Below are 20,794 nucleotides of genomic sequence, written 5' to 3'. Positions count from 1 at the left end.
CCGTCACCCGACGGTCTCCGACCGTCCCCCGGCCGTCTTCCCGACCCGCCTCAGGTGGTCGTCTCGGGCCGGGTGCTCTTCTGCCACGGGTACTGCGGTGCCGGCGAGGCGGCGTCGAGAGCCGGGGTCTGCGAGGCCCCCTGCTGCCCCCGGGCCTGCCGCCGCTCCTCGCCCGGAGCGGTGCCCGCGCCGGAACCGGTCCCGGCCGCCGGACCCGCCCCGGTGTCCCACGGGGCCGCGGCGTCCGCGAGGTCGTCGAGGGGGTCGCGGCGCGAGGCGTAGTCCCGCAGCGCGTCCGACTCGACCTCGATCTGCGCCGACAGGGTCGACAGGTCGTCCTCGGCGAACCGGCGGGCCCGGTCGCGCGCGGCCCACCGCAGGGAGTCGGCGGACTGGGTGATCTTCGCGACCCGTTCCCGCAGGTCGGGCAGGGCCGCGGCGACGCGCGCCCGGTCGGGCTCCTGCTCCAGCCGCTTCAGCTCGTCGTCCAGTTCGCGCCCGTACGCGCTGAGCCGCTCGAAGAGGACGAGCGACTCCTTGAGCGAGGCGTCGACGCGGGAGCCCTCCCTGAGGGCCTCCTGCGTGGTGCGCATGGACGTGCGCAGGTCCAGCCGCAGCTGGGCGAGCGCCCCCGGCACCCCGACCTGGCCGATGCTCTTCGCCTTGAGCGCGGTGTCCTCGACGGTCCGCTTGGCCTGGGTGATCGCCCGGTCCGCGCCGCGCTTCGCCGCGCCGACCGCCTTCACCGTGGCCCAGGCGCCGAGGCCCAGGAGGGCGAACAGCATCACCAAGGTGAACATGATGATCAACGCGCCTGCCTCCACGAGGACCCCTTCCCCTGCCATTTTCCGTCCCCTCCACCGTAAACGCCGCGGGCAGGTCGGGGGTTCCCATCGAACCCCCAACCTGCCCGTACGGGAAGACCCCGAGCATCAGTGGGAAACCGGCCCCGGACGCCGGGCCTCACACGTCAGACGACGATGTTGACCAGCTTGGGCGCGCGGACGATCACCTTGCGGATCTCTGCCCCGCCCACGGCCGCCACGACCGCCGCGTCGGCCAGCGCCAGCTGCTCCAGGTCGGCCTCGGAGATCGCCGGCGGCACCTCCAGGCGGGCCTTGACCTTGCCCTTGACCTGGACGACGCAGGTGACGGTCTCGTCCACCACGTACGCCGGGTCGGCGACCGGGAACGCCTGGTGCACGACCGAGTCGCTGTGGCCCAGGCGGTGCCACAGCTCCTCCGCGATGTGCGGGGCGAGCGGGGCGACCAGCAGGACCAGCGCCTCGGCGACCGGGCGCTCCAGCGGTCGGCCCGCCTTGGTCAGGAAGTTGTTCAGCTCGGTGATCTTGGCGATGGCCGTGTTGAAGCGCAGGCCCGCCATGTCGGAGCCGGCGCCGTCGATCGCCTTGTGCAGGGCGCGCAGGGTGTCCTCGCCCGGCTCGCCGTCGACGACGGTGACGGCGCCCGTCTCCTCGTCCACGATGTTGCGCCACAGGCGCTGCAGCAGGCGGTACTGGCCGACCACGGCCCGCGTGTCCCACGGCCGCGAGACGTCCAGCGGGCCCATGGCCATCTCGTACAGGCGCAGGGTGTCCGCGCCGTACTCCTCGCAGATCTCGTCGGGCGTGACGGCGTTCTTCAGGGACTTGCCCATCTTGCCGTGCTCCCGCTTGACCGGCCGGCCCTCGAAGAAGTAGCCGCCGTCGCGCTCCTCGACCTCGGCCGCCGGGACGTACACGCCGCGCTCGTCGGTGTAGGCGTACGCCTGGATCATGCCCTGGTTGAACAGCTTGTGGAACGGCTCCGCCGAGGAGACGTGGCCCAGGTCGAACAGCACCTTCGACCAGAAGCGGGCGTACAGCAGGTGCAGCACGGCGTGCTCGGCGCCGCCCACGTACAGGTCGACGCCGCCGTGCGGCGCGCCCTCGCGCGGGCCCATCCAGTACCGCTCGATCTCCGGGTCGACCAGGGCCTCGCGGTTGTGCGGGTCCAGGTAGCGCAGCTCGTACCAGCAGGAGCCGGCCCAGTTGGGCATGGTGTTGGTCTCGCGCCGGTAGGAGCGGACGCCGCGGCCGTCGCCCAGGTCCAGCTCGACGTTGACCCAGGCCTCGTTGCGGGACAGGGGGGTCTCGGGCTGGGAGGCGGCGTCGTCGGGCTCGAAGGTGCGCGGCGAGTAGTCCTCGACCTCGGGCAGCTCCAGCGGCAGCATCGACTCGGGCAGGGAGTGGGCGACGCCGTCCTCGTCGTAGACGATCGGGAAGGGCTCGCCCCAGTACCGCTGGCGGCTGAACAGCCAGTCGCGCAGGCGGAAGTTGACGGTGCCCTCGCCGATGCCCCGCTCGGTCAGCCAGGCGGTGATGGCGGCCTTCGCCTCGACGACGCCGAGGCCGTCCAGCGAGATGCCCTCGCCGGCCGAGTTGACGATGGTGCCGTCGTACGAGGTGAACGCGTCCTCCCACTCGGCGGGGTCGGCGTCGCGGCCGTCGGAGGGCTCCACGACGCAGCGGACGGGCAGCTCGAAGGCGCGCGCGAAGGCGAAGTCGCGGGAGTCGTGCGCCGGGACGGCCATGATCGCGCCGGTGCCGTAGCCCATCAGCACGTAGTCGGCGATGAAGACGGGGACGGGGTCGCCGCTGACCGGGTTGACGGCGTACGCGCCGGTGAAGACGCCGGTCTTGTCCTTGGCCTCGGCCTGGCGCTCGACGTCCGACTTGGCGGCGGCCTGCTTGCGGTAGGAGTCCACGGCCTCGGACGGGGTCGCCGAGCCGCCGGTCCACACCTGGTGGGTGCCCTCGGGCCACTCGGCCGGGACGATCTTCTCCACCAGCGGGTGCTCGGGCGCCAGCACCATGTAGGTGGCGCCGAACAGGGTGTCGGGACGGGTGGTGAAGACGGTGACGGTGTCGCCGCCGACGGCGAAGTCGACGCGGGCGCCCTCGGAGCGGCCGATCCAGTTCCGCTGCTGCAGCTTGATGGCCTCGGGCCAGTCCAGCGCGTCCAGGTCGTCCAGCAGCCGGTCGGCGTACGCGGTGATCCGCATGTTCCACTGGCTCAGCTTGGCCTTGAAGACGGGGAAGTTGCCGCGCTCGGAGCGGCCGTCCGCGGTGACCTCCTCGTTGGCCAGGACGGTGCCCAGGCCGGGGCACCAGTTCACGGGGGCGTCCGAGGCGTACGCCAGCCGGAAGTCGTTCAGGACCGCGGACCGCTCGGCGGCGGTCAGCTCGGCCCAGGCTCGCCCGCCGGGAACCTCACGGCTGCCGTCCTCGAAGGCGGCGACCAGCTCGGCGATGGGGCGGGCCTTGTTCGCATCGGCGTCGTACCAGGCGTTGTAGATCTGCAGGAAGATCCACTGGGTCCACTTGTAGTAGTCCGGGTCGATCGTGGCGAAGGAGCGGCGCTTGTCGTGGCCCAGGCCCAGGCGGCGCAGCTGCTTCTTCATGTTCTCGATGTTGGCCTCGGTGGACACGCGCGGGTGCGTGCCGGTCTGCACGGCGTACTGCTCCGCCGGCAGGCCGAAGGCGTCGAAGCCCAGGGTGTGCAGGACGTTGTGGCCGCTCATCCGCTGGTGGCGGGCGTAGACGTCGGTGGCGATGTAGCCCAGCGGGTGGCCGACGTGCAGGCCCGCACCGGAGGGGTACGGGAACATGTCCATGATGAACTTCTTCGGGCGCGCGGCGACCGCGGCGTCCCCGGCCAGGTCACCGGTCGGGTTCGGGGCCTCGTAGGTGCCCTGCGCGTCCCAGACGTCCTGCCAGCGTGCCTCGATGTCGGCGGCCATGGCGGCCGTGTAACGGTGCGCCTCGGCCGCCTCGGCGGCCGGGGTGTTCGTCTCGCTCATGTCTTCGGAAGCTCCATCGATCGTCTCTGCCGTCTCTGCCTGCCCAAACGAAAAAACCCCTCGCACAGGAGGGGGAGCCGCGCCGATGCCGACCATCGCGGGTCGGCCCTGATCAGCGCGGCTCGGTAAGCAGAAGGCGTACGGCACGCATGGCGCCAGGGTACCGCAGCAGCCTCGGCGGCCGCTCGGTCGTTCCGCACAACGAGAAGCGGGGCACCCGATCCGGGTGGCCCGCTTCCGCACTGTGGAGCTAAGGAGAATTGAACTCCTGACCTCTTGCATGCCATGCAAGCGCTCTACCAACTGAGCTATAGCCCCTTGCTTCTCTGCCGCCGGGCCCCTTCTCGGTTTCCCTTGCCGGTTCCCCCTGGCGACACCCAGAACATTACACGGTTCCGGCCCAGGTCCAAAAACGGGATTCCGAGGGGGTCGACATGCCCACCCTTGTCCACTCTTGCCCGTTTCGCGGCGTCTAGGCGCGGGCGAACTGGTAGAAGCGCTTGAGCGTGCAGTGCTCGTCGAGGAGCCGGCCGTAGATCGGCTCGCCCTCCAGCTCGCGGTACGTCTCGATGGGGTCGCCCTTGATGATCAGCGCCCGCGCGCACTCCTCGCACCAGTACTGGTAGTCGGAGTTGACCGGGTCCATGTCCCGCACGATCGGCGTGCCGTTGTTGCACCAGTCGCACCGGCGCCGGTGTGCACCCATCCGTCAGCGACTCCCTCCCGCGTCGGGCCGTCGACTCCCCCTCCGGCCGTCCGATTCTGCCACGCGGGCGCGCGGCAGGTCAGCAAGCGCAGGCAAGGGGCAAACGCGAGGATCCCGCCCCCTGTTGGGGACGGGATCCTGATTGTGGAGCTAAGGAGAATTGAACTCCTGACCTCTTGCATGCCATGCAAGCGCTCTACCAACTGAGCTATAGCCCCGCTCTCCGCCTCGCTCCCCCGTTTCCGGTGTTCCGCGCTGCGAACAAGAAGAACTTTAGCCGCGACCAGCCGGAAAGTGAAATCCGGGTCGGGGGCGCCCCTGAGACGGGCTCAGACGGGCCCCCGGCGGAGCTCAGTCGTCGTCGCCGAGCACGGGTTCCGGCAGCGTGCCGGCGTTGTGCTCGAGCAGGCGCCAGCCGCGGGCGCCCTCGCCCAGGACGGACCAGCAGCAGTTGGAGAGACCGCCGAGGCTCTCCCAGTCGTGCGGCTGGAGGCCGAGCAGCCGGCCGATGGTCGTGCGGATGGTGCCGCCGTGGCTGACCACCACGAGCGTGCCGCCCTCCGGCAGCCGCCCGGCGTGCTCCAGCACCACCGGGGCGGCCCGGTCGGCGACCTCGGTCTCCAGCTCGCCGCCGCCGCGGCGCACGGGCTCTCCGCGCTTCCAGGCGGCGTACTGCTCGCCGTGCTTCGCGAGGATCTCGTCGTGGGTCAGGCCCTGCCACTCGCCGGCGTACGTCTCGCGCAGCGCGGCGTCCCGCGCCACGGGCAGCCCCGTGACGGAGGCCAGCTCCGCGGCCGTCGCGGAGGCCCGCCGGAGGTCGGAGGCCACGATGGCGTCCGGCCCGAGGGAGGCCAGCAGGCGGGCGGCGCGGCGGGCCTGCGCGACACCGGTCTCGGTCAGCGGGATGTCCGTGGAGCCCTGGAAGCGGCGCTCCAGGTTCCAGGCCGTCTGGCCGTGCCGCCACAGGACGATCTTCCGGCCGGTCCGGGCCGGCCGCCCGGGGGCCGTGCCGGCGGCTGCAGCCGGCCGCGGGTCCGGGCCCTCGCCCGGCTGCGTGCTCGCGCTCAGAACAGATCACCGTCCAGCTCGTCGTCGCCCTGCGCCTCGCGCAGCTTGGCGTACTCCTCGGCCTTGCCCTTGGTCAGCTTGGCGTCCTCGGGGAGCTCGATCTCGGGGCAGTCCTTCCACAGGCGCTCCAGCGCGTAGAAGACGCGCTCCTCGCTGTGCTGCACGTGGACGACGATGTCGACGTAGTCCAGCAGGATCCAGCGGGCGTCGCGGTCGCCCTCGCGGCGCACCGGCTTCGCGCCGAGCTCCTTGAGCAGGCGCTCCTCGATCTCGTCGACGATGGACTTGACCTGGCGGTCGTTGGGCGCCGAGGCGAGCAGGAAGGCGTCGGTGATCGACAGCACGTCGCTGACGTCGTACGCGATGATGTCGTGCGCGAGCCGGTCGGCCGCCGCCTGGGCGGCGGTGGTGATGAGCTCGATGGAGCGGTCCGTGGCGGTCACTGGCCATGCTTTCGGGTCGGCGGGCAGATCCCTACAAGGGTCTCATGTGCCGCCGACGCCGCCCGCGCCGTTCCTCCGGCGGGGCGGCGGGCCCGGCGGGGCCGCCGGTCAGGAGGGCTTCCAGTCGCTGCCCAGCGTCACCACGACGTCGGCGTTGACCGGGTTCTCGCCCTTCTTCACCGCCGTCTCCGGCAGCCCCAGCGTCTTGGCGACCTCGACGGCGCGGGGGCGCTGGGCCTCGTCCTGGTACGTGACCTGCGTCGCGGACTGCGACCGGTCGGCCCTGCCCCCGTCGACGAAGGTGTAGCCGCCGTTGAGGAGGGCGGCCTTGGCCGCGACCTGCGTCTTGGCGTCGCCGGTGGCGTCCCGCAGGCCCACGCGCGGCGCGGCGCCGGGCTGCGCGGCGGTGAAGCTGCCGCCGAGGACCTCCCTGACCACGGTCCGGTTGGCCTCGTCGGTGAGGGTGCCGTCGGGCTTCACGCCCAGCACGTCGGTACGGTACGCGGCCCGGCCCTCCTTGGCGTGCTCGCCGAGCCTGGCCAGCATCGCGCCGAGGGTCTGGGCGTTCAGGGAGGGGTCGAGGATCTGGCCCATGCTCTCCACGGTCGTCGTGGCCGACCCCGCGTCGCCGGGGATCTTGCGCAGCACCCCGTACAGCACCCGCCCCAGGCGCTCCAGCTGCTCGGCCTCCGGCTCGCCCGGGGCGCGGTGGGTGGCGTAGGCGACGGCCATGGCGCCGCTCAGGTGCTGATTCTCGCCCCGGCCCACGGCGGGGACCTTGGCGGCCTCGTCGGCCGGGACGGCGGTGTCGGTGTCGGCCTCGATGCCGCCGACCAGCTCGACGAGGTTCTCCAGGAACGGCGTGTCCAGGCGCCAGGTGCCGCCGATGGCGGTGCCGAGCACCGAGTCGAGGGACTCGCGCACGCCGAGGCCGCCCTTCTCGACGGCCTGGCCGAGGGGGGTCGCGGTGCCGTCGTCCCCGGTGACGCCGAGGGCGTTGGGCAGCAGGACGGTGGCGCCGCTGCCGGTCGTCACGTTGTCGACGAGCAGGGCGGTGGAGGTGCCGCCCTTCTTCGTGTTGTGGACGTGCACGACGATCATGTCGCGCTTCTGCGGCCCCGCGGCGGTGGCGCCGCCCTTGCCGTCGGCCCCGCCGAGGAAGGGCAGCATGCCCGCCCACCAGAGGTAGCCAGCGCCCGCGACGGCGACGAGCGCGAGGACGGCGGTCAGGGCGACGACGCGGTTGCGTCCGCGGCGACGGGCCTCCTCGCGGCGTTCGGTGCGGCTCTCGGTGAACTTGAGCCAGTCGATGACGTCCTCTGAGTCCTCGTCCGGCTGGTCGAGGAACGCGAACTGCTCGGTCCGGTAGCCGGGGTCGTCCCCTCCGTCCCCGGCATCCCCGCCGTCCCCGCCATCACCGGCCCGGCGCGGCTCGGGGACCTGGGCCGTGCGCGGCCCCGCGGGGGCGGGCGCGGGCTGCGGGGCGGGCTGCTGGTGCGGGATCCACTGCTCGCGCACCTGCTGCGCGTCCTGGCCGTACGCCTCGGCCGCGGGGTACTGCTGGGGGGCGTATTGCGGGGGCGCGTGGTGCTGGGGCTGCGCCGGGTAGTGCTGCTGTCCGCCGTACGGGGGCGTGCCGCCGTAGGCCGGGTCCGCGCCGTAGCCGGGGTCCGCGACGTACCCGGGGCCCGGTCCGTAGCCGGGGTCCGCGTACCCCGAGCCATGGCCGTGGTGGCGGGGCGGCGGGGCCGCGGGCGCGGGGCCGTACACCGGGCGCCCGTACGCGTCGTAGCCGATGAGCTGCTGCTCCAGGGCTCCGTACGGGTCGTACGGCTCCTGTCGGTCGTTCACCGCGGGCCCCTCTCGTCGCCGGGAGCTCAGACTCCCCGGTACAGCTCACGCTTGTCGATGTAGCGCACCACACCGTCGGGCACCAGATACCAGACCGGGTCGCCCTGGGCCACGCGTGTGCGGCAGTCGGTGGAGGAGATGGCGAGGGCGGGCACCTCGACCAGGGAGACGCCGCCTTCGGGCAGGCCGTCGTCGGAGAGGGCGTGGCCGGGCCGGGTCACCCCGATGAAGTGGGCGAGGGAGAACAGCTCGTCCGCGTTGCGCCATGTGAGGATCTGCGCGAGGGCGTCGGCGCCGGTGATGAAGAAGAGGTCGGCGTCCTGGTTGAGCGCGCTGAGGTCGCGCAGGGTGTCGATCGTGTACGTCGGGCCGCCGCGGTCGATGTCGATGCGGCTCACCGAGAACTGGGGGTTGGACGCCGTCGCGATGACCGTCATGAGGTAGCGGTCCTCGGCGGGCGACACGGCCCGGTGCGACTTCTGCCAGGGTTCGCCCGTCGGTACGAAGACCACCTCGTCGAGGTGGAACAGGGCGGCCACTTCACTGGCGGCCACCAGGTGTCCGTGGTGGATCGGGTCGAATGTCCCGCCCATCACGCCGAGCCGGCGCTTGACCGGGCCGGTAGGCGTCTCCTGCTCTCCCATGAGCGCAGAGCCTACTGGCCCGGCCGGCTGCCGCGGGCCCGGGTCGGGCGCGTGCGCACCCGCGGGGCGGTTCAGCGGTCGCGGTTCAGGCGCGTGGTGACCCAGAGCATCAGGAGCAGGATGGCGAGCGCGGCGCCGCCGGTGAGGTACGGGTTGAGGCTGTCGTGGTTGCCGCCGTGCTGCTCGGCCCCCTCCGAGGCGAGGAGAACCAGGGAGTGGGCGGTTGAGGTGAGGCTCATCAGGGGGTACCTATCGAGTCGGGGAGCGGGCGGAGATCTCGCTCACATCGTATGCGGGGGCCTGGGGCACGCTCACGCCGACTCAGGCGTTGGAGAGGATAGACGCACGTGCATCCAGGTCCGATCGAGGGGGAGGCGTCATGAGCGGGACGGTTTTCGAGAAGGTGCCGGCGCGCAACCGGAGGAGGTTCGAGGGCATTTCGTCCCGGGCGTACGAGCACCCGGCGGACCGGTCCGCCCTGGTGGCGCTCCGCAAGCTGAGCGGGTTCGACACGGTGTTCAAGGCGCTGAGCGGGCTGCTGCCGGAGCGCAGCCTGCGGCTGCTGTTCCTGTCGGACTCGGTGCGGGTGGGCGAGACGCAGTTCCCGCACCTGCACGAGATGCTCCGCGACGCCTGCTACATCCTCGACCTGGACAAGGTCCCGCAGATGTACGTCCAGCAGGACCCCAGGCCGAATGCCATGTGCATCGGCCTGGACGAGCCGATCATCGTGGTGACGACGGCCCTGGTCGAGCTCTTGGACGAGGAGGAGATGCGGGCGGTCGTGGGCCACGAGGTGGGGCACGCGCTGTCGGGCCACTCGGTGTACCGCACGGTGCTGCTCTTCCTGACGAACCTCGCGCTGAAGGTGGCCTGGATCCCGCTGGGCACGGTTGCGATCTCCGCGATCGTGACGGCGCTGCGGGAGTGGTTCCGCAAGTCGGAGCTGTCGGCGGACCGGGCGGGGCTGCTGGTCGGGCAGGACGTGAACGCCTCGATGCGCGGCCTGATGAAGATCGCGGGCGGCAACCACCTGCACGAGATGAACGTGGACGCCTTCCTCGCGCAGGCGGAGGAGTACGAGTCGAGCGGTGACCTGCGGGACTCCGTCCTGAAGATCCTCAACATGCTGCCGCGGACGCATCCCTTCACCGCGGTGCGGGCGGCCGAGCTGAAGAAGTGGTCCCAGAGCCGGGACCACCAGCGGATCATGGAGGGCCACTACCCGCGGCGCGAGGAGGACAAGGACGCCTCGGTGACGGACTCCTTCCGGCAGTCGGCCGCGCACTACGCGGACTCGGTGCGCACGAGCCGCGATCCGCTGATGAAGCTGGTGGGCGACATCGCGGGCGGGACCGCCGACCTGGGCGGCCGACTGCGGGACAAGTTCACCGGCGCGGCCGGCGGCTCCGGGGCGGCTTCCGGTCCGGCGGGCGCGGCGGGCGGCGAGTCGGGGGGTGCTACGGGGCGGGGCTGACGGGCGGCTCCGCCGGCTCGGGCGGCGCCAGTACGCCGCAGAGGCCTGCGGTGCGCCGGGGCCGGCCGGCGGCGTAGGGGTCGCTCGCGGCCGGGCCCACGGTGGTGGGCCCGGTGCCGGCCGGGAGCGGGCGGAAGGCGCCGGCCGGGTCCGCGGAGCAGGCCTGGGGGCCGGCCAGCACGTAGGCCGACACCAGTTCCGTCCGCCGGGTGGCCAGGTCCTCCAGGTCGAAGCGGAAGCGGAGTTCGCGGCGGACCGTGAAGAGGGAGGCCTCGCCGGAGTCCGGCCGGGCCGCCGCGACGGGCCGTACGGCGTACACGAAGGTGTGGTCGGTGGTGACCTCCAGGACCTCCGGGGAGACCTCCTCGAAGGCGAGGGTGCCGTGGACGCGGACCCGCGGGTCGGCGACGGCGGCGGTGCCCTGGTCGAAGCGGACCAGCCAGCCGGTGGCGGCGTGCCGCCCGTCACCGGCGGGCGAGGCCATGCTGCGGTCGAACTGCTCCAGTTGGTCGGGGTCGAGCAGGACCCGGACGGGCCGGGTGGCGGTGCCCGCGAGGACGTCGGGGTCGAGGGAGGACTGCACGAGGTAGTCCTTCGCGATGGACAGGGCGGTGACGACCTGCCCGTCGGTGAAGTGCGCGGTGCGCCGGACGGCCGGCATGGTGATCCCGGCGGCCCCGATGCGGTACGCGGCGGCCGGGCCCTGCTCGAACAGCTCGGCGGGCTTCCCGCCGGGCACGGCTGCAACCGGGGCCAGCGGGACGACGGTGCTGGCCAGCGACTCGGTCCTGATCTGCGCCCGGGGCCCGGCAGGGTTGCTCAGGCCCATGTACACGGCCGCGGCGAAGGCCACCGCGATGAGCAGGACGAGCAGCATGCCCTGGCGGGCGGCGCGGCCCGGAGTGCCGGTCCGGGGCTTGGCGGGGCCGCTGCCGGACCAGAGAGAGCGGCTGCGGACGGCCCGTGCGTGCTCGCCCATCCGCTCCTGGGCGGAGAACTCCTGGAGGCGGGCAGCACGGACGAAGTCCTCGTCGAACACCACCGACCGGTACTCGTCCGGGCGGAACTCGTCGTCGCCCCCGCCGATGCCGTCGGGGGTTCCGTCGGGTGGATCTGCCGGCGCGGCCATTGCTTCTCCCCGCTGTCACCGGTTCAGAGAAGCCCCCTGCCCGCGTGGACGGATCGGGGCCGTACCTTCAGGGTTGGCGGCCGGCGGGTTCCATAAACGCCCCGGCGCCGGTGACTTCCCTGAGCGGGGTGCTGGAGGGGGCCGGGGCGGGCTCGGAGCCGCCGGCGGCGCTGCGGTAGACGGCGCTGAAGGCGAGCGCGACCATGCCGAGGCCCATCACGAAGGCGAGGACCCAGGCGACGGGGCGGAGCCACGGGGAACGGCCGCGGTAGGGGCGCAGGCTGCCGCCGTAGGTGCCGTAGGGCCCCTCGGGGTAGCCGTGGGCGTAGTGGTGCTCCCAGCCTGGCTCGTCGATGCCGTAGCCGCCGGGGCGGCCGTAGCCGTAGCCGTCGTGGTCGTCGTCGGAGGTCCGGCCGCCGGAAACGGCCCGCGCGGCCTCGGCCTCGGCGCGGGCGCGGTCGGCGGCCCGCTGCCGCTCGGCGGCGCTGGGCTCGTGGATCTCCGCGCTGCGGATGAAGTCCTCGTCGAGCACCACGGCGGCGAAGTCGAACTCAACGCCTCCGCGGTCGTCGTCGGGCTCCCCGTCGTCCGGGTACCTGCCCCCCACGTCGTCCGGCACGGGACCAGCCTAGACCTGGGGGGCGGCTTTGGGCAGGGTGTCCGGCGAAATGCCGCCACCCGGTGTCCACCGGAGGGTTACCGCACGTGGCCGTCGCCGGTGACGATGTACTTGGTGGAGGTCAGCTCGGGGAGGCCCATCGGGCCCCGGGCGTGCAGCTTCTGGGTGGAGATCCCGATTTCCGCGCCGAAGCCGAACTCGCCGCCGTCGGTGAACCGGGTGGAGGCGTTCACGGCGACGGTGGTGGAGTCGACCAGCTGGGTGAAGCGGCGGGCGGCGGCCTGCGAGGTGGTGACGATCGCCTCGGTGTGGCCGGAGGTCCAGCGGCGGATGTGCTCGACGGCGTCGTCGAGGGAGTCGACGACGCCGGCGGCGATGTCGTAGGAGAGGTACTCGGCGGCCCAGTCCTCGTCGGTGGCGGGCACGGCGGTGGCCTTCGAGTCCTCGGCGGCGGCGAGGACCCGCGCGTCGCCGTGGACGGTGACTCCGGCGTCGGCGAGGGCGTCGAGGGCGCGCGGCAGGAAGGCGTCGGCGATGTCGCGGTGGACGAGGAGGGTCTCGGCCGCGTTGCAGACGGAGGGCCGCTGCGCCTTGGAGTTGACGAGGATGTCCACCGCCATGTCGAGGTCGGCCTGCGCGTCGACGTAGACGTGGCAGTTGCCGGTGCCGGTCTCGATCACCGGGACGGTGGACTCCTCCACGACGGTCTTGATGAGGGAGGCGCCGCCGCGCGGGATGAGGACGTCGACGAGGCCGCGGGCGCGCATCAGCTCGCGGACGGAGTCGCGGGACTCGCCGGGGACGAGCTGGACCGCGTCGGCGGGCAGGCCGGCGGACTCGACGGCGTCGCGGAGGATGGCGACGAGGGCGGTGTTGGAGGCGTAGGCGGAGGAGCTGCCGCGCAGCAGGACGGCGTTGCCGGACTTGAGGCAGAGCGCGGCGGCGTCGACGGTGACGTTGGGCCGGGCCTCGTAGATGATGCCGACGACGCCGAGCGGGACGCGGATCTGCCGCAGGTCGATGCCGTTGGGGAGGGTGGAGCCGCGGACGACCTCGCCGACGGGGTCGGGGAGGGCGGCGACGTCGCGGACGTCGGAGGCGATGGCGCGGATCCGCTCCGGGGTGAGGGTGAGGCGGTCGATGACGGTCTCGCTGGTGCCGGCGGCGCGCGCCTTGTCGGTGTCGACGGCGTTGGCGGCGGTGATCTCGGCGGTACGGGCCTCCAGGGCGTCCGCGATGGCCAGGAGCGCGGTGTCCTTGGCGGACCGCGGGAGCGGGGCGACGGCCGCGGCGGCGGTGCGGGCGCGGCGGGCGGCGGCGAGGACGGGCGAGTTCGTGGCATCGTGCGAGGTCATGCCGCCCAGGGTAGTCCCCGGCCCGGCCGGCCCGGCTGGCCTTCCCACCCCGCGAGACGGGGGAAGCTCCCGCCGCCGGCCGGCCGCGCCCGGAGCTGTACGTGCCCCTGCGCCGCCCCGCCCGCACCGGCCGGCGCGGTGGCGGGGCGCCGGCTCAGTACGGGTGGACGCCCACGGGGTGCGCCGGGGGCGGGCCGTAGCCTTCCGCGACGCGGAGGTGGTAGGTGGCCCGGTCGATGACCTCCAGGCCGACGATCTCCCACGCGGGCAGCCGGGCTGTGGAGCGGTGCTCGCCCCACAGCCTCAGGGCGACGGCCGCCGCGTCGTGGAGGTCGCGGGCCTCCTCCCAGTACCGGATCTCGGCGTGGTCGTCGGCGTATCTGCTGGTCAGCAGGAAGGGGTGGTCGTGGGCCAGTTGCTCCAGGCCGCGCCGCACCTCGGACAGCGGCGCCGGCTTGCCGGAGACGCTCAGGGTGACGTGCCAGAGGCGGGAGGCCTCGACCTGCTCGTCCCCGCCGCCGTTGATGCTGGTCAGCGCTCGTCTCACCAGCCGCCTCCTGTCTGCACCACGCGTTGTCGGGCCTTTCACAGTTGACCAGCCCGCGGGCCGCCGCGCGGCTGTTTTGCCGAACCTCAGCCCTGCAGCAGGACCAGATCGTCCCTGTGGATGACCTCGCGCTCGTACTCGGGACCGAGTTCCCGGGCAAGTTCGCGGGTCGAGCGGCCGAGGAGCCGCGGCAGCTCCTTCGCGTCGAAGTTGACGAGGCCGCGCGCGACGGCCCGCCCGTCGGGCGCCCTCAGCTCGACCGGGTCGCCGGCGGTGAAGTCGCCCTCGACGGCGGCGATCCCGGCGGGCAGCAGGGAGCTGCCGCGCTCGGTGACGGCGCGTACGGCGCCCTCGTCGAGGACGAGGTGCCCCTGGGGCGTCGAGGCGTGCTGGAGCCAGAGCAGCCGGTCGGCGGAGCGGCGGCCGGTGGCGTGGAAGTGGGTGCCGGTCTCGCGTCCGGCGAGCGCGTCGGCGGCCTGGCTGGCGGAGGTGAGGACGACGGGGATGCCCGCGGCGGCGGCGATGCGGGCGGCCTCGACCTTGGTGACCATGCCGCCGGTGCCCACGCCGGCCTTGCCGGCGCTGCCGATGGAGACGTGCGCGATGTCCTGCGGGCCGCGGACCTCCTCGATGCGGGTGGTGCCGGGCAGCGAGGGGTCGCCGTCGTAGAGGCCGTCGACGTCGGAGAGCAGGACGAGGAGGTCGGCGCGGACGAGGTGGGCGACGAGCGCGGCGAGGCGGTCGTTGTCGCCGAAGCGGATCTCGTCCGTGGCGACGGTGTCGTTCTCGTTGACGACCGGCAGGGCGCCCATGGCGAGGAGCTGGTCGAGGGTGCGGTAGGCGTTGCGGTAGTGCGCGCGCCGGCTGGTGTCGTCCGTGGTGAGCAGGACCTGGCCGACGCGGACGCCGTAGCGGGCGAAGGAGGCGGTGTAGCGGGCGACGAGCAGGCCCTGGCCGACGCTGGCGGCGGCCTGCTGCCGGGCGAGGTCGGTGGGGCGGCGGCGCAGGCCGAGCGGGGCGAGGCCGGCGGCGATGGCGCCGCTGGAGACGAGGACGATCTCCTTCTCGCCGCCGCTGCGGGCCTTGGCCAGTACGTCGACCAGTGCGTCCACCCGGTCGGCGTCCAGTCCGCCGGCCGCGGTGGTCAGGGAGGAGGAGCCGACCTTGACCACGATCCTGCGGGCGTCGATGACGCCCTGCCTAGCCGCTGACACGTGTGTTCCCTTGCCCCTCGCCTTGCCGGTACGTCTGTCATCTCAATCTACGGGGTGCCCGGAGGCCGCCGCTCCGGGGTTTCGGAGGGTGGACGGCGGCCTCCGGCCGCACCGCGGGCGGCGGTGTCAGCGGGGCCCGGGGCAGCTTCCGGCCGGCTCCCGCGGCCCGGCGGCGGTGCGCCCGCCGGGGACGAGGATCTTCCGGGAGAGCAGGAAGGTGAAGGGGATGGCGGCGACGGCCGCGACGAGCGGGGCGATCCGGGTGTCCATCCCGGCCCAGGCCACGAGGGCGTAGAGGCCCGCCGACTGGACCACGTAGTTGGTGACGTTGGTCAGCGGGAAGAGGAGGAACTTCTTCCAGGTCGGCTTGGTCCGGTAGGTGAAGTAGGTGTTCATGAAGAACGAGCCGACCATCGCCAGCAGGAATGCCAGCGTGTAGGCGAGGAAGTACGGCATCCACGGGTGCAGCAGCAGGTAGATCCCGAAGAAGGTGCCGGTGTTGACGGCTCCGACGAGGGCGAAGCGGAAGATCTGGCCGAGCTGCTCCCTCACGTCCGGGGCACCTCCCCGTCCGCGGTGACGGGGGCCGGTCCGGCCGCCGCGGCGGCAGCGGCCGGGCGCCGCCGGACCCCGGCCCCGTGGGACTCCCGCACCAGGAAGTGGGGGCGGCGCTTGGTCTCGTAGTAGATGCGCCCGATGTACTCGCCGATCAGCCCAAGCATGATCATCTGCACGCCGCCGATGCCCACGATGATCGCGACGAGCGTGACGTAGCCCGGCGCGTCCACCCCGTGCGTCATGGCCGTGACCGCCACCCACAGGGCGTACAGGGCGGTCAGCGACACCAGCGACACGCCCGCCCAGATCCCGATGCGCAGCGGACGGTTGTTGAAGGAGATCAGCCCGTCCATGGCGTAGTTCAGCAGGGAGCCGAACTTCCACTTGGTCTCCCCGGCCTCCCGCTGGGCGTTGCGGTAGTCGAAGTGGACGGTGTCGAAGCCGATCCAGGAGAAGAGGCCCTTGGAGAAGCGGTTGTACTCCGGAAGCGACAGCAGCGCGTCGACGGCGGGTCGCGACAGCATCCGGAAGTCGCCGACGCCGTCCGTCAGTTCGACGTCCACCCAGCGGTTGACGCCGCGGTAGTAGAGGCGGCTGAGAGCGGAGCGGACCTTCCTGTCGCCCTCGCGGGTGCGGCGGGCGATGATCTGGTCGTGTCCCTGCCGGTGGTAGTCGAGCATGGTCGCGATGAGCTCCGGCGGGTGCTGGAGGTCCGCGTCCATGATCACGACGGCGTCGCCGGAGGCCTCGCGCAGGCCCGCGAGCATGCCGGCCTCCTTGCCGAAGTTCCTGCTGAAGGAGACGTAGCGGGTGCGGTCCGCGTACTCGGCCGCGATCTTCCGGAGTTTGCCGAGGGTGCCGTCGCGGCTGCCGTCGTCGACGTAGCAGACCTCGTACTCGACCGGCAGGGAGTCGAGGACCCTGCGGATCTCCCGGTCGAAGCTGTCGATCACGGCTTCTTCGTTGTAGCAGGGAACCACTACGGACAGCTTCGTCATGAACACTTCCTGCGGGGTCCGAACGGATGATGGACGACCACCGGACCAGCCACTCGCCTTCCTCGAAAGTATGCATGCCGAGGGTCGGCCTGCCTGAGATCACTTCGGTACACGGTAGCTTTGACGGGTTAAGCGGAATGGAACGAAGGGATCGAGGTGCACGTGCCTGACGTCTCCGTGGTCGTCATCGTCTACAACGACGAAGAGCGTCTGCCGACAGCCGTCCGGTCGGTTTTGGACCAGACGCTGCACGGGGTCGAAGTCGTGATCGTCGACGACTGCAGCAAGGACCGGTCCTACGCGGTCGCCCAGGAGCTCGAAGCCGCCCACCCCGGCCGGGTCCGCGCCTTCCGGCTGCCCGAGAACAGCGGCGGCTGCGGAGCCCCCCGCAACCACGGCATCCGGCAGGCCGCCGGCACGTACGTGATGTTCCTCGACAGCGACGACGTCCTGGAGCGCAACGCCTGCCGCAACATGCTGGACGCGGCCGAGCGGACCGGCTCGGACCTGGTCTCCGGCATGTGCGTTCGGGTGCACCTCGACAACCGCTGGGGCAAGACCACCGAGTGGTACCCCTGGATCTACTCCCGCACCCGCACCCTGGAGTCGATCACCGAGTTCCCCGACCTGCTGGTCTACGACACGCTGTCGACGAACAAGTGCTACCGGCGCTCCTTCCTGCTGGAGCAGGGCCTGGAGTTCCCCGTCGGCATCCACTACGAGGACCTGCTGTTCTCCGCCCAGGCCTACGTCGCCGCCCGCCGCATCACCCTGATCCCGAACCAGGTCTACCGCTGGAACGTCGTCGAGAAGGCCGCATCGAAGTCGATCAGCAACCGGCGCCACGAGATCGCCAACTTCGTGCACCGCATGGAGATCCACCGCCGGGTCGACGAGCTGCTCGCCTCCAAGGGCTACACCGACATCAAGACCGCGAAGGACGCCAAGTTCCTCAAGCACGACCTCGTGCTGCACCTGCGCGACCTGCCGCTGCTCGGCGACGCCTACCGCCAGGAGTTCGCCCGCCTGGCCAACGGCTACCTGGCCACCATCGACCCCGCCGCCTACGAGCACGTCACCCACCTCCAGGCGATCTGCGCCTACCTGCTCGGCAAGGAGGACTGGGACAACCTCCTCCCGGCCGCGGACGCCATGGTCAACAAGGGCCGGCTGACCTCCCCGCTCGCCGAGCGCGACGGCCGCGTCTACTGGTGCGCGAACCACATCGACGACCCGGCCGACACCGAGGCCCGCCGGATACTGGACGTCACCGGGCAGGGATTCCACACCACCCCGCTCACGGGCCTCACCCTCGGCAACCGCCTCACCTCCTACGAGGACGACGGCCGCGGCACCGTCACCCTCTCCGGATCGATCGTGAACCCGCTGCGCCGCATCGGCCCCGACGCGGCGCTCTCCGCGGTGCTGGAGCTGCGCGCCCGCCGGCAGATCGGCGTCCGCTCCTTCAGCTTCCCCGCGGCAACCGTCCGACACGCGGGTGACACGATCGAGTGGACCGCCACCGCCGACATCGCCGGCACCGTGCGCCCCCTCGGCATCGTCGACGCCGTCTGGGACGTCCGCCTGCGCCTCGACGCCGGCGGCGAGCGCATCATCACCCGCGTCTCCACCGCCGGCCTCGACCTGGATTCCGCGGCCCGGCTGCGGGTCCGCCCGCGGCTGACCCGGCTGGTCTCCGACCGGTTCGAGCCCGAGGTCACCAAGAAGGGCAACCTGTCCTACGTCCTGACCGCCGAGGGCGCCGCCGCCGTCCGCACGCAGGCCCTCATCACCGGCGCCATGCACGGCAAGGCCGCCGGCGTCGTCAAGCGCGGCCTGCGCAAGGCCCTGCGCGCCCGCCGCAATCTGGGCTCCGGCGAGCAGAAGGTCCGCGTCTACCACGAGGTCTTCTCGAAGCTGCCGGTCAGGAAGGGCCTGGTCGTCTTCGAGAGCCACATGGGCAAGCAGTACAGCGACAGCCCGAAGGCGATCTACGAGGAGATGGTCCGCCAGGGCGTCCCCTTCGAGGCGGTGTGGTCCTACGCGGGCGCCAAGCCGACCGGCTTCCCGAAGGACGCCACCCTGGTCAAGCGCTGGAGCTGGCAGTACCTGCGCGCGCTCGCCCAGGCCGAGTTCTGGATCGACAACCAGGGCTTCCCCCTCGCACTGGCCAAGCGCGAGGGCACCACCTACATCCAGACCTGGCACGGCTCGGCCCTCAAGCGGATGGGCTTCCACGAGCCCCGCACCAAGGCCCAGGGCCGCGCCGCCCAGGACCGCTTCCAGGCGGCCGTGGACCGCTTCGACCACTTCCTCGTCCGCTCCGAGCACGACGTGCGCACCCTCGCGAAGGGCTTCCGGCTGCGCGACGAGGTCCTGCTGCGCGCCGGCTACCCGCGCAACGACGCCCTTGTGGAGGCGCACCGCGCCGAGGCGCAGAGCGGGGAGCGGGTCCGCGGTCCGCTCGCCGCCGAGCTGGGCATCGACCCGGACAAGCGGGTGCTGCTGTACGCGCCGACCTTCCGGGCCAACGCGGAGGGCGCCGTCGAGGGATTCGAGTTCCCGTTCGACGTGGAGGAGTTCGCGGACCGCCTCGGCGACCGCTTCACGCTGCTGGTGCGCACGCACTACCTCAACAGCGTCTCCCTTCCGCCGTCGGTCGCGGGCCGCGTCGTCGACGTCTCCCGGCACCACGACATCACCCCGCTGCTGGCCCTCGCCGACGGGCTGATCACCGACTACTCGTCCGTGATGTTCGACTACGCGGTCCTGGACCGGCCGATGCTGTTCTTCGCGTACGACTACGACAGCTACGCGGGTGACATCCGCGGCACGTACTTCGACCTGAAGGAGAAGGCCCCCGGCCCGGTCGTGGCCACCGCCGAGGAGCTCTTCCAGGCCGTCGCCGCCTTCGACGAGGCGGACGCCAAGTACGCGGAGGCGCGCCAGCGCTTCCTCACCGAGTTCGGCGAGTACGACCGCGGCGACGCAGCCCGCCGGATCGTCGAGAAGTTCTTCACCAGGAGCGGAAAGTGAGCCAGCAGACCGCCGGGACCGCAGCGGACCTCGAACAGCGCGGCGGCCGCGACGTCTTCATCGTCTCCAACAGCGTCGACGAGATCGGCGGGGTGACGACCTGGTCGCACCACATGGCCCGGCTCTTCACCGACCGCGGCCACCGCGTGCACCTCGTCGGCATCGCGCCCGTCGCCGAGGAGCTCCGGCAGAGGCTGCCGCAGGACCTGCCGTACGCGGTGACCACCCTGTACGACGCCCACCCGCCGCAGGCCCGCCGCCTGCGCGGCGTCAAGGGCCGGCTCAACGCGCCCGAGCGGCGCCGCCAGGCCGCGCGGCGGGCACTGATGCGGCAGAAGGCGGAGCAGCTGAGCACGCTGCTGCGGGCGGCCCGTCCCGGCGGCGTCGTGATCGTCACGCAGGTGTGGGCGATGGAGTGGGTGGCGCTCGCCGACACCAAGGGGCTGTCCGTCATCGGCATGAGCCACGAGTCGTTCGAGGCCAGCCAGAAGTCGACGCGAGGCGAGCGGGTCCGCCGCCACTACCGCGACGTCGACCGGCTGCTGGTGCTCACCCCGGAGGACGCGGACCTGTGGATCCGGGCCGGCATGGAGAACGTCTCCAGCATGCCGAACCCGCTGCCGTTCATGCCGGACTCCCCCGCTCCGCGCACGGAGAAGGTGGTCGTGAGCGTGGGCCGCCTCGCCTTCGAGAAGGGCGTGGACCTGCTGCTCGACGCGTGGGCGGAGGCGGCCCCGCTGCACCCGGACTGGATCCTGCGGATCCACGGCGCGGGCGTCGAGGAGGCGCGGCTGCGGGAGCACGCCGCCTCCCTCGGGGTGTCCGGCTCCGTGGAGTGGGCGGGCAGCACCGACGACGTGCTGGGCGCGCTGCGCGGGGCGTCGGTGTTCGCTCAGGCGTCGCGCGCCGAGGGCTTCCCGATCACCCTGCTGGAGGCGATGGCCGCGGGGCTGCCGGTCGTCGCGTTCGACTGCGCGCCCGGCGTGCGCGAGATCGTCGAGCACGGTGAGGACGGGCTGCTGGCCCGGCTGGGCAACACGATGGAGCTGGCCGGGCACCTGGACGCGCTGATGGCGGACCGGGAGCTGCGCGACCGGCTCGGCGACCGGGCCTTCCGGGCGGTGCGGCGCTATTCCGCGGCCGAGATCACCGACCGGTGGGAGAGGCTGTTCGCGTTCCTGGAGCGCTGACCCGGCCCAGGCGCATACGGCGGAGGAAAACTACCCCCGCCCCCCAGGGGGGGGGGGCCAGAACACAGTACCCCCACAGAAAGGGAGGGTGCCCGACTCCCACAAAGGGGCAATTCTT

The 20,794-nt window shown here is 72.3% G+C and carries 18 protein-coding genes and 2 tRNA genes; 3 read left to right on the top strand and 17 right to left on the bottom strand.

Annotation, left to right across the window (positions count from 1 at the left end; genetic code table 11):
- Positions 1–50 precede the first annotated feature (50 nt).
- The 10 genes from ACZ462_RS06770 to ACZ462_RS06725 form a co-directional block, all read right to left on the bottom strand.
- Positions 51–845, bottom strand: a complete 795-nt coding sequence (locus ACZ462_RS06770; protein ID WP_467806923.1) for a hypothetical protein — start codon at positions 843–845, stop codon at positions 51–53.
- Positions 846–970: 125 nt separating this feature from the next.
- Entirely contained in the window at positions 971–3,841 is a 2,871-nt protein-coding gene (gene leuS, locus ACZ462_RS06765; RefSeq protein WP_467806922.1) for a leucine--tRNA ligase, read from the bottom strand.
- 245 nt (positions 3,842–4,086) lie between these two features.
- A tRNA-Ala gene (locus tag ACZ462_RS06760) sits at positions 4,087–4,159 on the bottom strand.
- A 154-nt stretch (positions 4,160–4,313) separates the two neighbouring features.
- On the bottom strand, positions 4,314–4,547 hold the full coding sequence (locus ACZ462_RS06755; RefSeq protein WP_267718557.1) for a hypothetical protein: 234 nt from the start codon (positions 4,545–4,547) through the stop codon (positions 4,314–4,316).
- 145 nt (positions 4,548–4,692) lie between these two features.
- Positions 4,693–4,765 (bottom strand) — tRNA-Ala (locus ACZ462_RS06750).
- 133 nt (positions 4,766–4,898) lie between these two features.
- Entirely contained in the window at positions 4,899–5,519 is a 621-nt protein-coding gene (locus ACZ462_RS06745; RefSeq protein WP_467806957.1) for a histidine phosphatase family protein, read from the bottom strand.
- A gap of 92 nt (positions 5,520–5,611) precedes the next feature.
- Positions 5,612–6,058 carry a ribosome silencing factor gene (rsfS, locus tag ACZ462_RS06740; RefSeq protein ID WP_362169852.1) on the bottom strand — a complete coding sequence of 149 codons (447 nt, stop codon included), beginning with the start codon at positions 6,056–6,058 and terminating at the stop codon, positions 5,612–5,614.
- 108 nt (positions 6,059–6,166) lie between these two features.
- Positions 6,167–7,909 (bottom strand): LCP family protein, encoded by a 1,743-nt coding sequence (locus ACZ462_RS06735; RefSeq protein WP_467806920.1) that lies wholly within the window; start codon positions 7,907–7,909, stop codon positions 6,167–6,169.
- A 26-nt stretch (positions 7,910–7,935) separates the two neighbouring features.
- Positions 7,936–8,553, bottom strand: a complete 618-nt coding sequence (gene nadD / locus ACZ462_RS06730; RefSeq protein WP_125543037.1) for a nicotinate-nucleotide adenylyltransferase — start codon at positions 8,551–8,553, stop codon at positions 7,936–7,938.
- 71 nt (positions 8,554–8,624) lie between these two features.
- The gene (locus ACZ462_RS06725; RefSeq protein WP_467806919.1) at positions 8,625–8,792 is read right to left on the bottom strand and encodes a hypothetical protein; all 168 of its coding nucleotides are present in this window, start codon (positions 8,790–8,792) and stop codon (positions 8,625–8,627) included.
- 140 nt (positions 8,793–8,932) lie between these two features.
- Here ACZ462_RS06725 and ACZ462_RS06720 point away from each other — a divergent pair, with 140 nt between their 5' ends.
- Positions 8,933–10,030, top strand: coding sequence for a M48 family metallopeptidase (locus ACZ462_RS06720; RefSeq protein ID WP_467806918.1), 1,098 nt, complete (start codon positions 8,933–8,935; stop codon positions 10,028–10,030).
- Here the strand turns inward: ACZ462_RS06720 and ACZ462_RS06715 are convergent.
- The 7 genes from ACZ462_RS06715 to ACZ462_RS06685 form a co-directional block, all read right to left on the bottom strand.
- Positions 10,014–11,159, bottom strand: coding sequence for an SCO2583 family membrane protein (locus ACZ462_RS06715; RefSeq protein WP_467806916.1), 1,146 nt, complete (start codon positions 11,157–11,159; stop codon positions 10,014–10,016). The genes ACZ462_RS06720 and ACZ462_RS06715 overlap by 17 nt on opposite strands.
- 67 nt (positions 11,160–11,226) lie before the next feature.
- Positions 11,227–11,778: an SCO2584 family spore wall biosynthesis protein gene (locus tag ACZ462_RS06710; RefSeq protein WP_467806915.1), complete on the bottom strand. Its 552-nt coding sequence runs from the start codon at positions 11,776–11,778 to the stop codon at positions 11,227–11,229.
- Between the two features lie 77 nt (positions 11,779–11,855).
- The gene (locus ACZ462_RS06705; protein WP_467806914.1) at positions 11,856–13,133 is read right to left on the bottom strand and encodes a glutamate-5-semialdehyde dehydrogenase; all 1,278 of its coding nucleotides are present in this window, start codon (positions 13,131–13,133) and stop codon (positions 11,856–11,858) included.
- Positions 13,134–13,287: 154 nt separating this feature from the next.
- Positions 13,288–13,683, bottom strand: a complete 396-nt coding sequence (locus ACZ462_RS06700) for a hypothetical protein (protein ID WP_467806956.1) — start codon at positions 13,681–13,683, stop codon at positions 13,288–13,290.
- A gap of 83 nt (positions 13,684–13,766) precedes the next feature.
- Positions 13,767–14,894, bottom strand: a complete 1,128-nt coding sequence (gene proB / locus ACZ462_RS06695) for a glutamate 5-kinase (protein WP_467806913.1) — start codon at positions 14,892–14,894, stop codon at positions 13,767–13,769.
- A gap of 126 nt (positions 14,895–15,020) precedes the next feature.
- The gene (locus ACZ462_RS06690; RefSeq protein ID WP_467806912.1) at positions 15,021–15,446 is read right to left on the bottom strand and encodes a GtrA family protein; all 426 of its coding nucleotides are present in this window, start codon (positions 15,444–15,446) and stop codon (positions 15,021–15,023) included.
- Positions 15,443–16,450: a glycosyltransferase family 2 protein gene (locus ACZ462_RS06685; RefSeq protein WP_467806911.1), complete on the bottom strand. Its 1,008-nt coding sequence runs from the start codon at positions 16,448–16,450 to the stop codon at positions 15,443–15,445. The genes ACZ462_RS06690 and ACZ462_RS06685 overlap by 4 nt, the downstream gene beginning before the upstream one ends.
- 156 nt (positions 16,451–16,606) lie before the next feature.
- Here ACZ462_RS06685 and ACZ462_RS06680 point away from each other — a divergent pair, with 156 nt between their 5' ends.
- A complete protein-coding gene (locus tag ACZ462_RS06680; RefSeq protein WP_467806909.1) occupies positions 16,607–19,486 on the top strand; it encodes a bifunctional glycosyltransferase/CDP-glycerol:glycerophosphate glycerophosphotransferase in 2,880 nt (959 codons plus the stop codon).
- Positions 19,483–20,676: a glycosyltransferase gene (locus ACZ462_RS06675; RefSeq protein ID WP_467806907.1), complete on the top strand. Its 1,194-nt coding sequence runs from the start codon at positions 19,483–19,485 to the stop codon at positions 20,674–20,676. The genes ACZ462_RS06680 and ACZ462_RS06675 overlap by 4 nt, the downstream gene beginning before the upstream one ends.
- Positions 20,677–20,794 lie beyond the last annotated feature (118 nt).

The sequence above is a fragment of the Streptomyces sp. NPDC031121 genome (genome assembly GCF_055570615.1).
The sequence above is the reverse complement of the archived record's forward strand: the minus strand, read 5'-3'. Positions and strand labels throughout refer to the sequence as shown.

Excerpts from the sequence above, each read along its gene's own strand:
- ACZ462_RS06770 (WP_467806923.1), bottom strand. The coding sequence starts at position 845 with ATGGCAGGGGAAGGGGTCCTCGTGGAGGCAGGCGCGTTGATCATCATG.
- leuS (WP_467806922.1), bottom strand. The coding sequence starts at position 3,841 with ATGAGCGAGACGAACACCCCGGCCGCCGAGGCGGCCGAGGCGCACCGT.
- ACZ462_RS06755 (WP_267718557.1), bottom strand. The coding sequence starts at position 4,547 with ATGGGTGCACACCGGCGCCGGTGCGACTGGTGCAACAACGGCACGCCG.
- nadD (WP_125543037.1), bottom strand. The coding sequence starts at position 8,553 with ATGGGAGAGCAGGAGACGCCTACCGGCCCGGTCAAGCGCCGGCTCGGC.
- ACZ462_RS06725 (WP_467806919.1), bottom strand. The coding sequence starts at position 8,792 with ATGAGCCTCACCTCAACCGCCCACTCCCTGGTTCTCCTCGCCTCGGAG.
- ACZ462_RS06720 (WP_467806918.1), top strand. The coding sequence starts at position 8,933 with ATGAGCGGGACGGTTTTCGAGAAGGTGCCGGCGCGCAACCGGAGGAGG.
- ACZ462_RS06715 (WP_467806916.1), bottom strand. The coding sequence starts at position 11,159 with ATGGCCGCGCCGGCAGATCCACCCGACGGAACCCCCGACGGCATCGGC.
- ACZ462_RS06705 (WP_467806914.1), bottom strand. The coding sequence starts at position 13,133 with ATGACCTCGCACGATGCCACGAACTCGCCCGTCCTCGCCGCCGCCCGC.
- ACZ462_RS06685 (WP_467806911.1), bottom strand. The coding sequence starts at position 16,450 with ATGACGAAGCTGTCCGTAGTGGTTCCCTGCTACAACGAAGAAGCCGTG.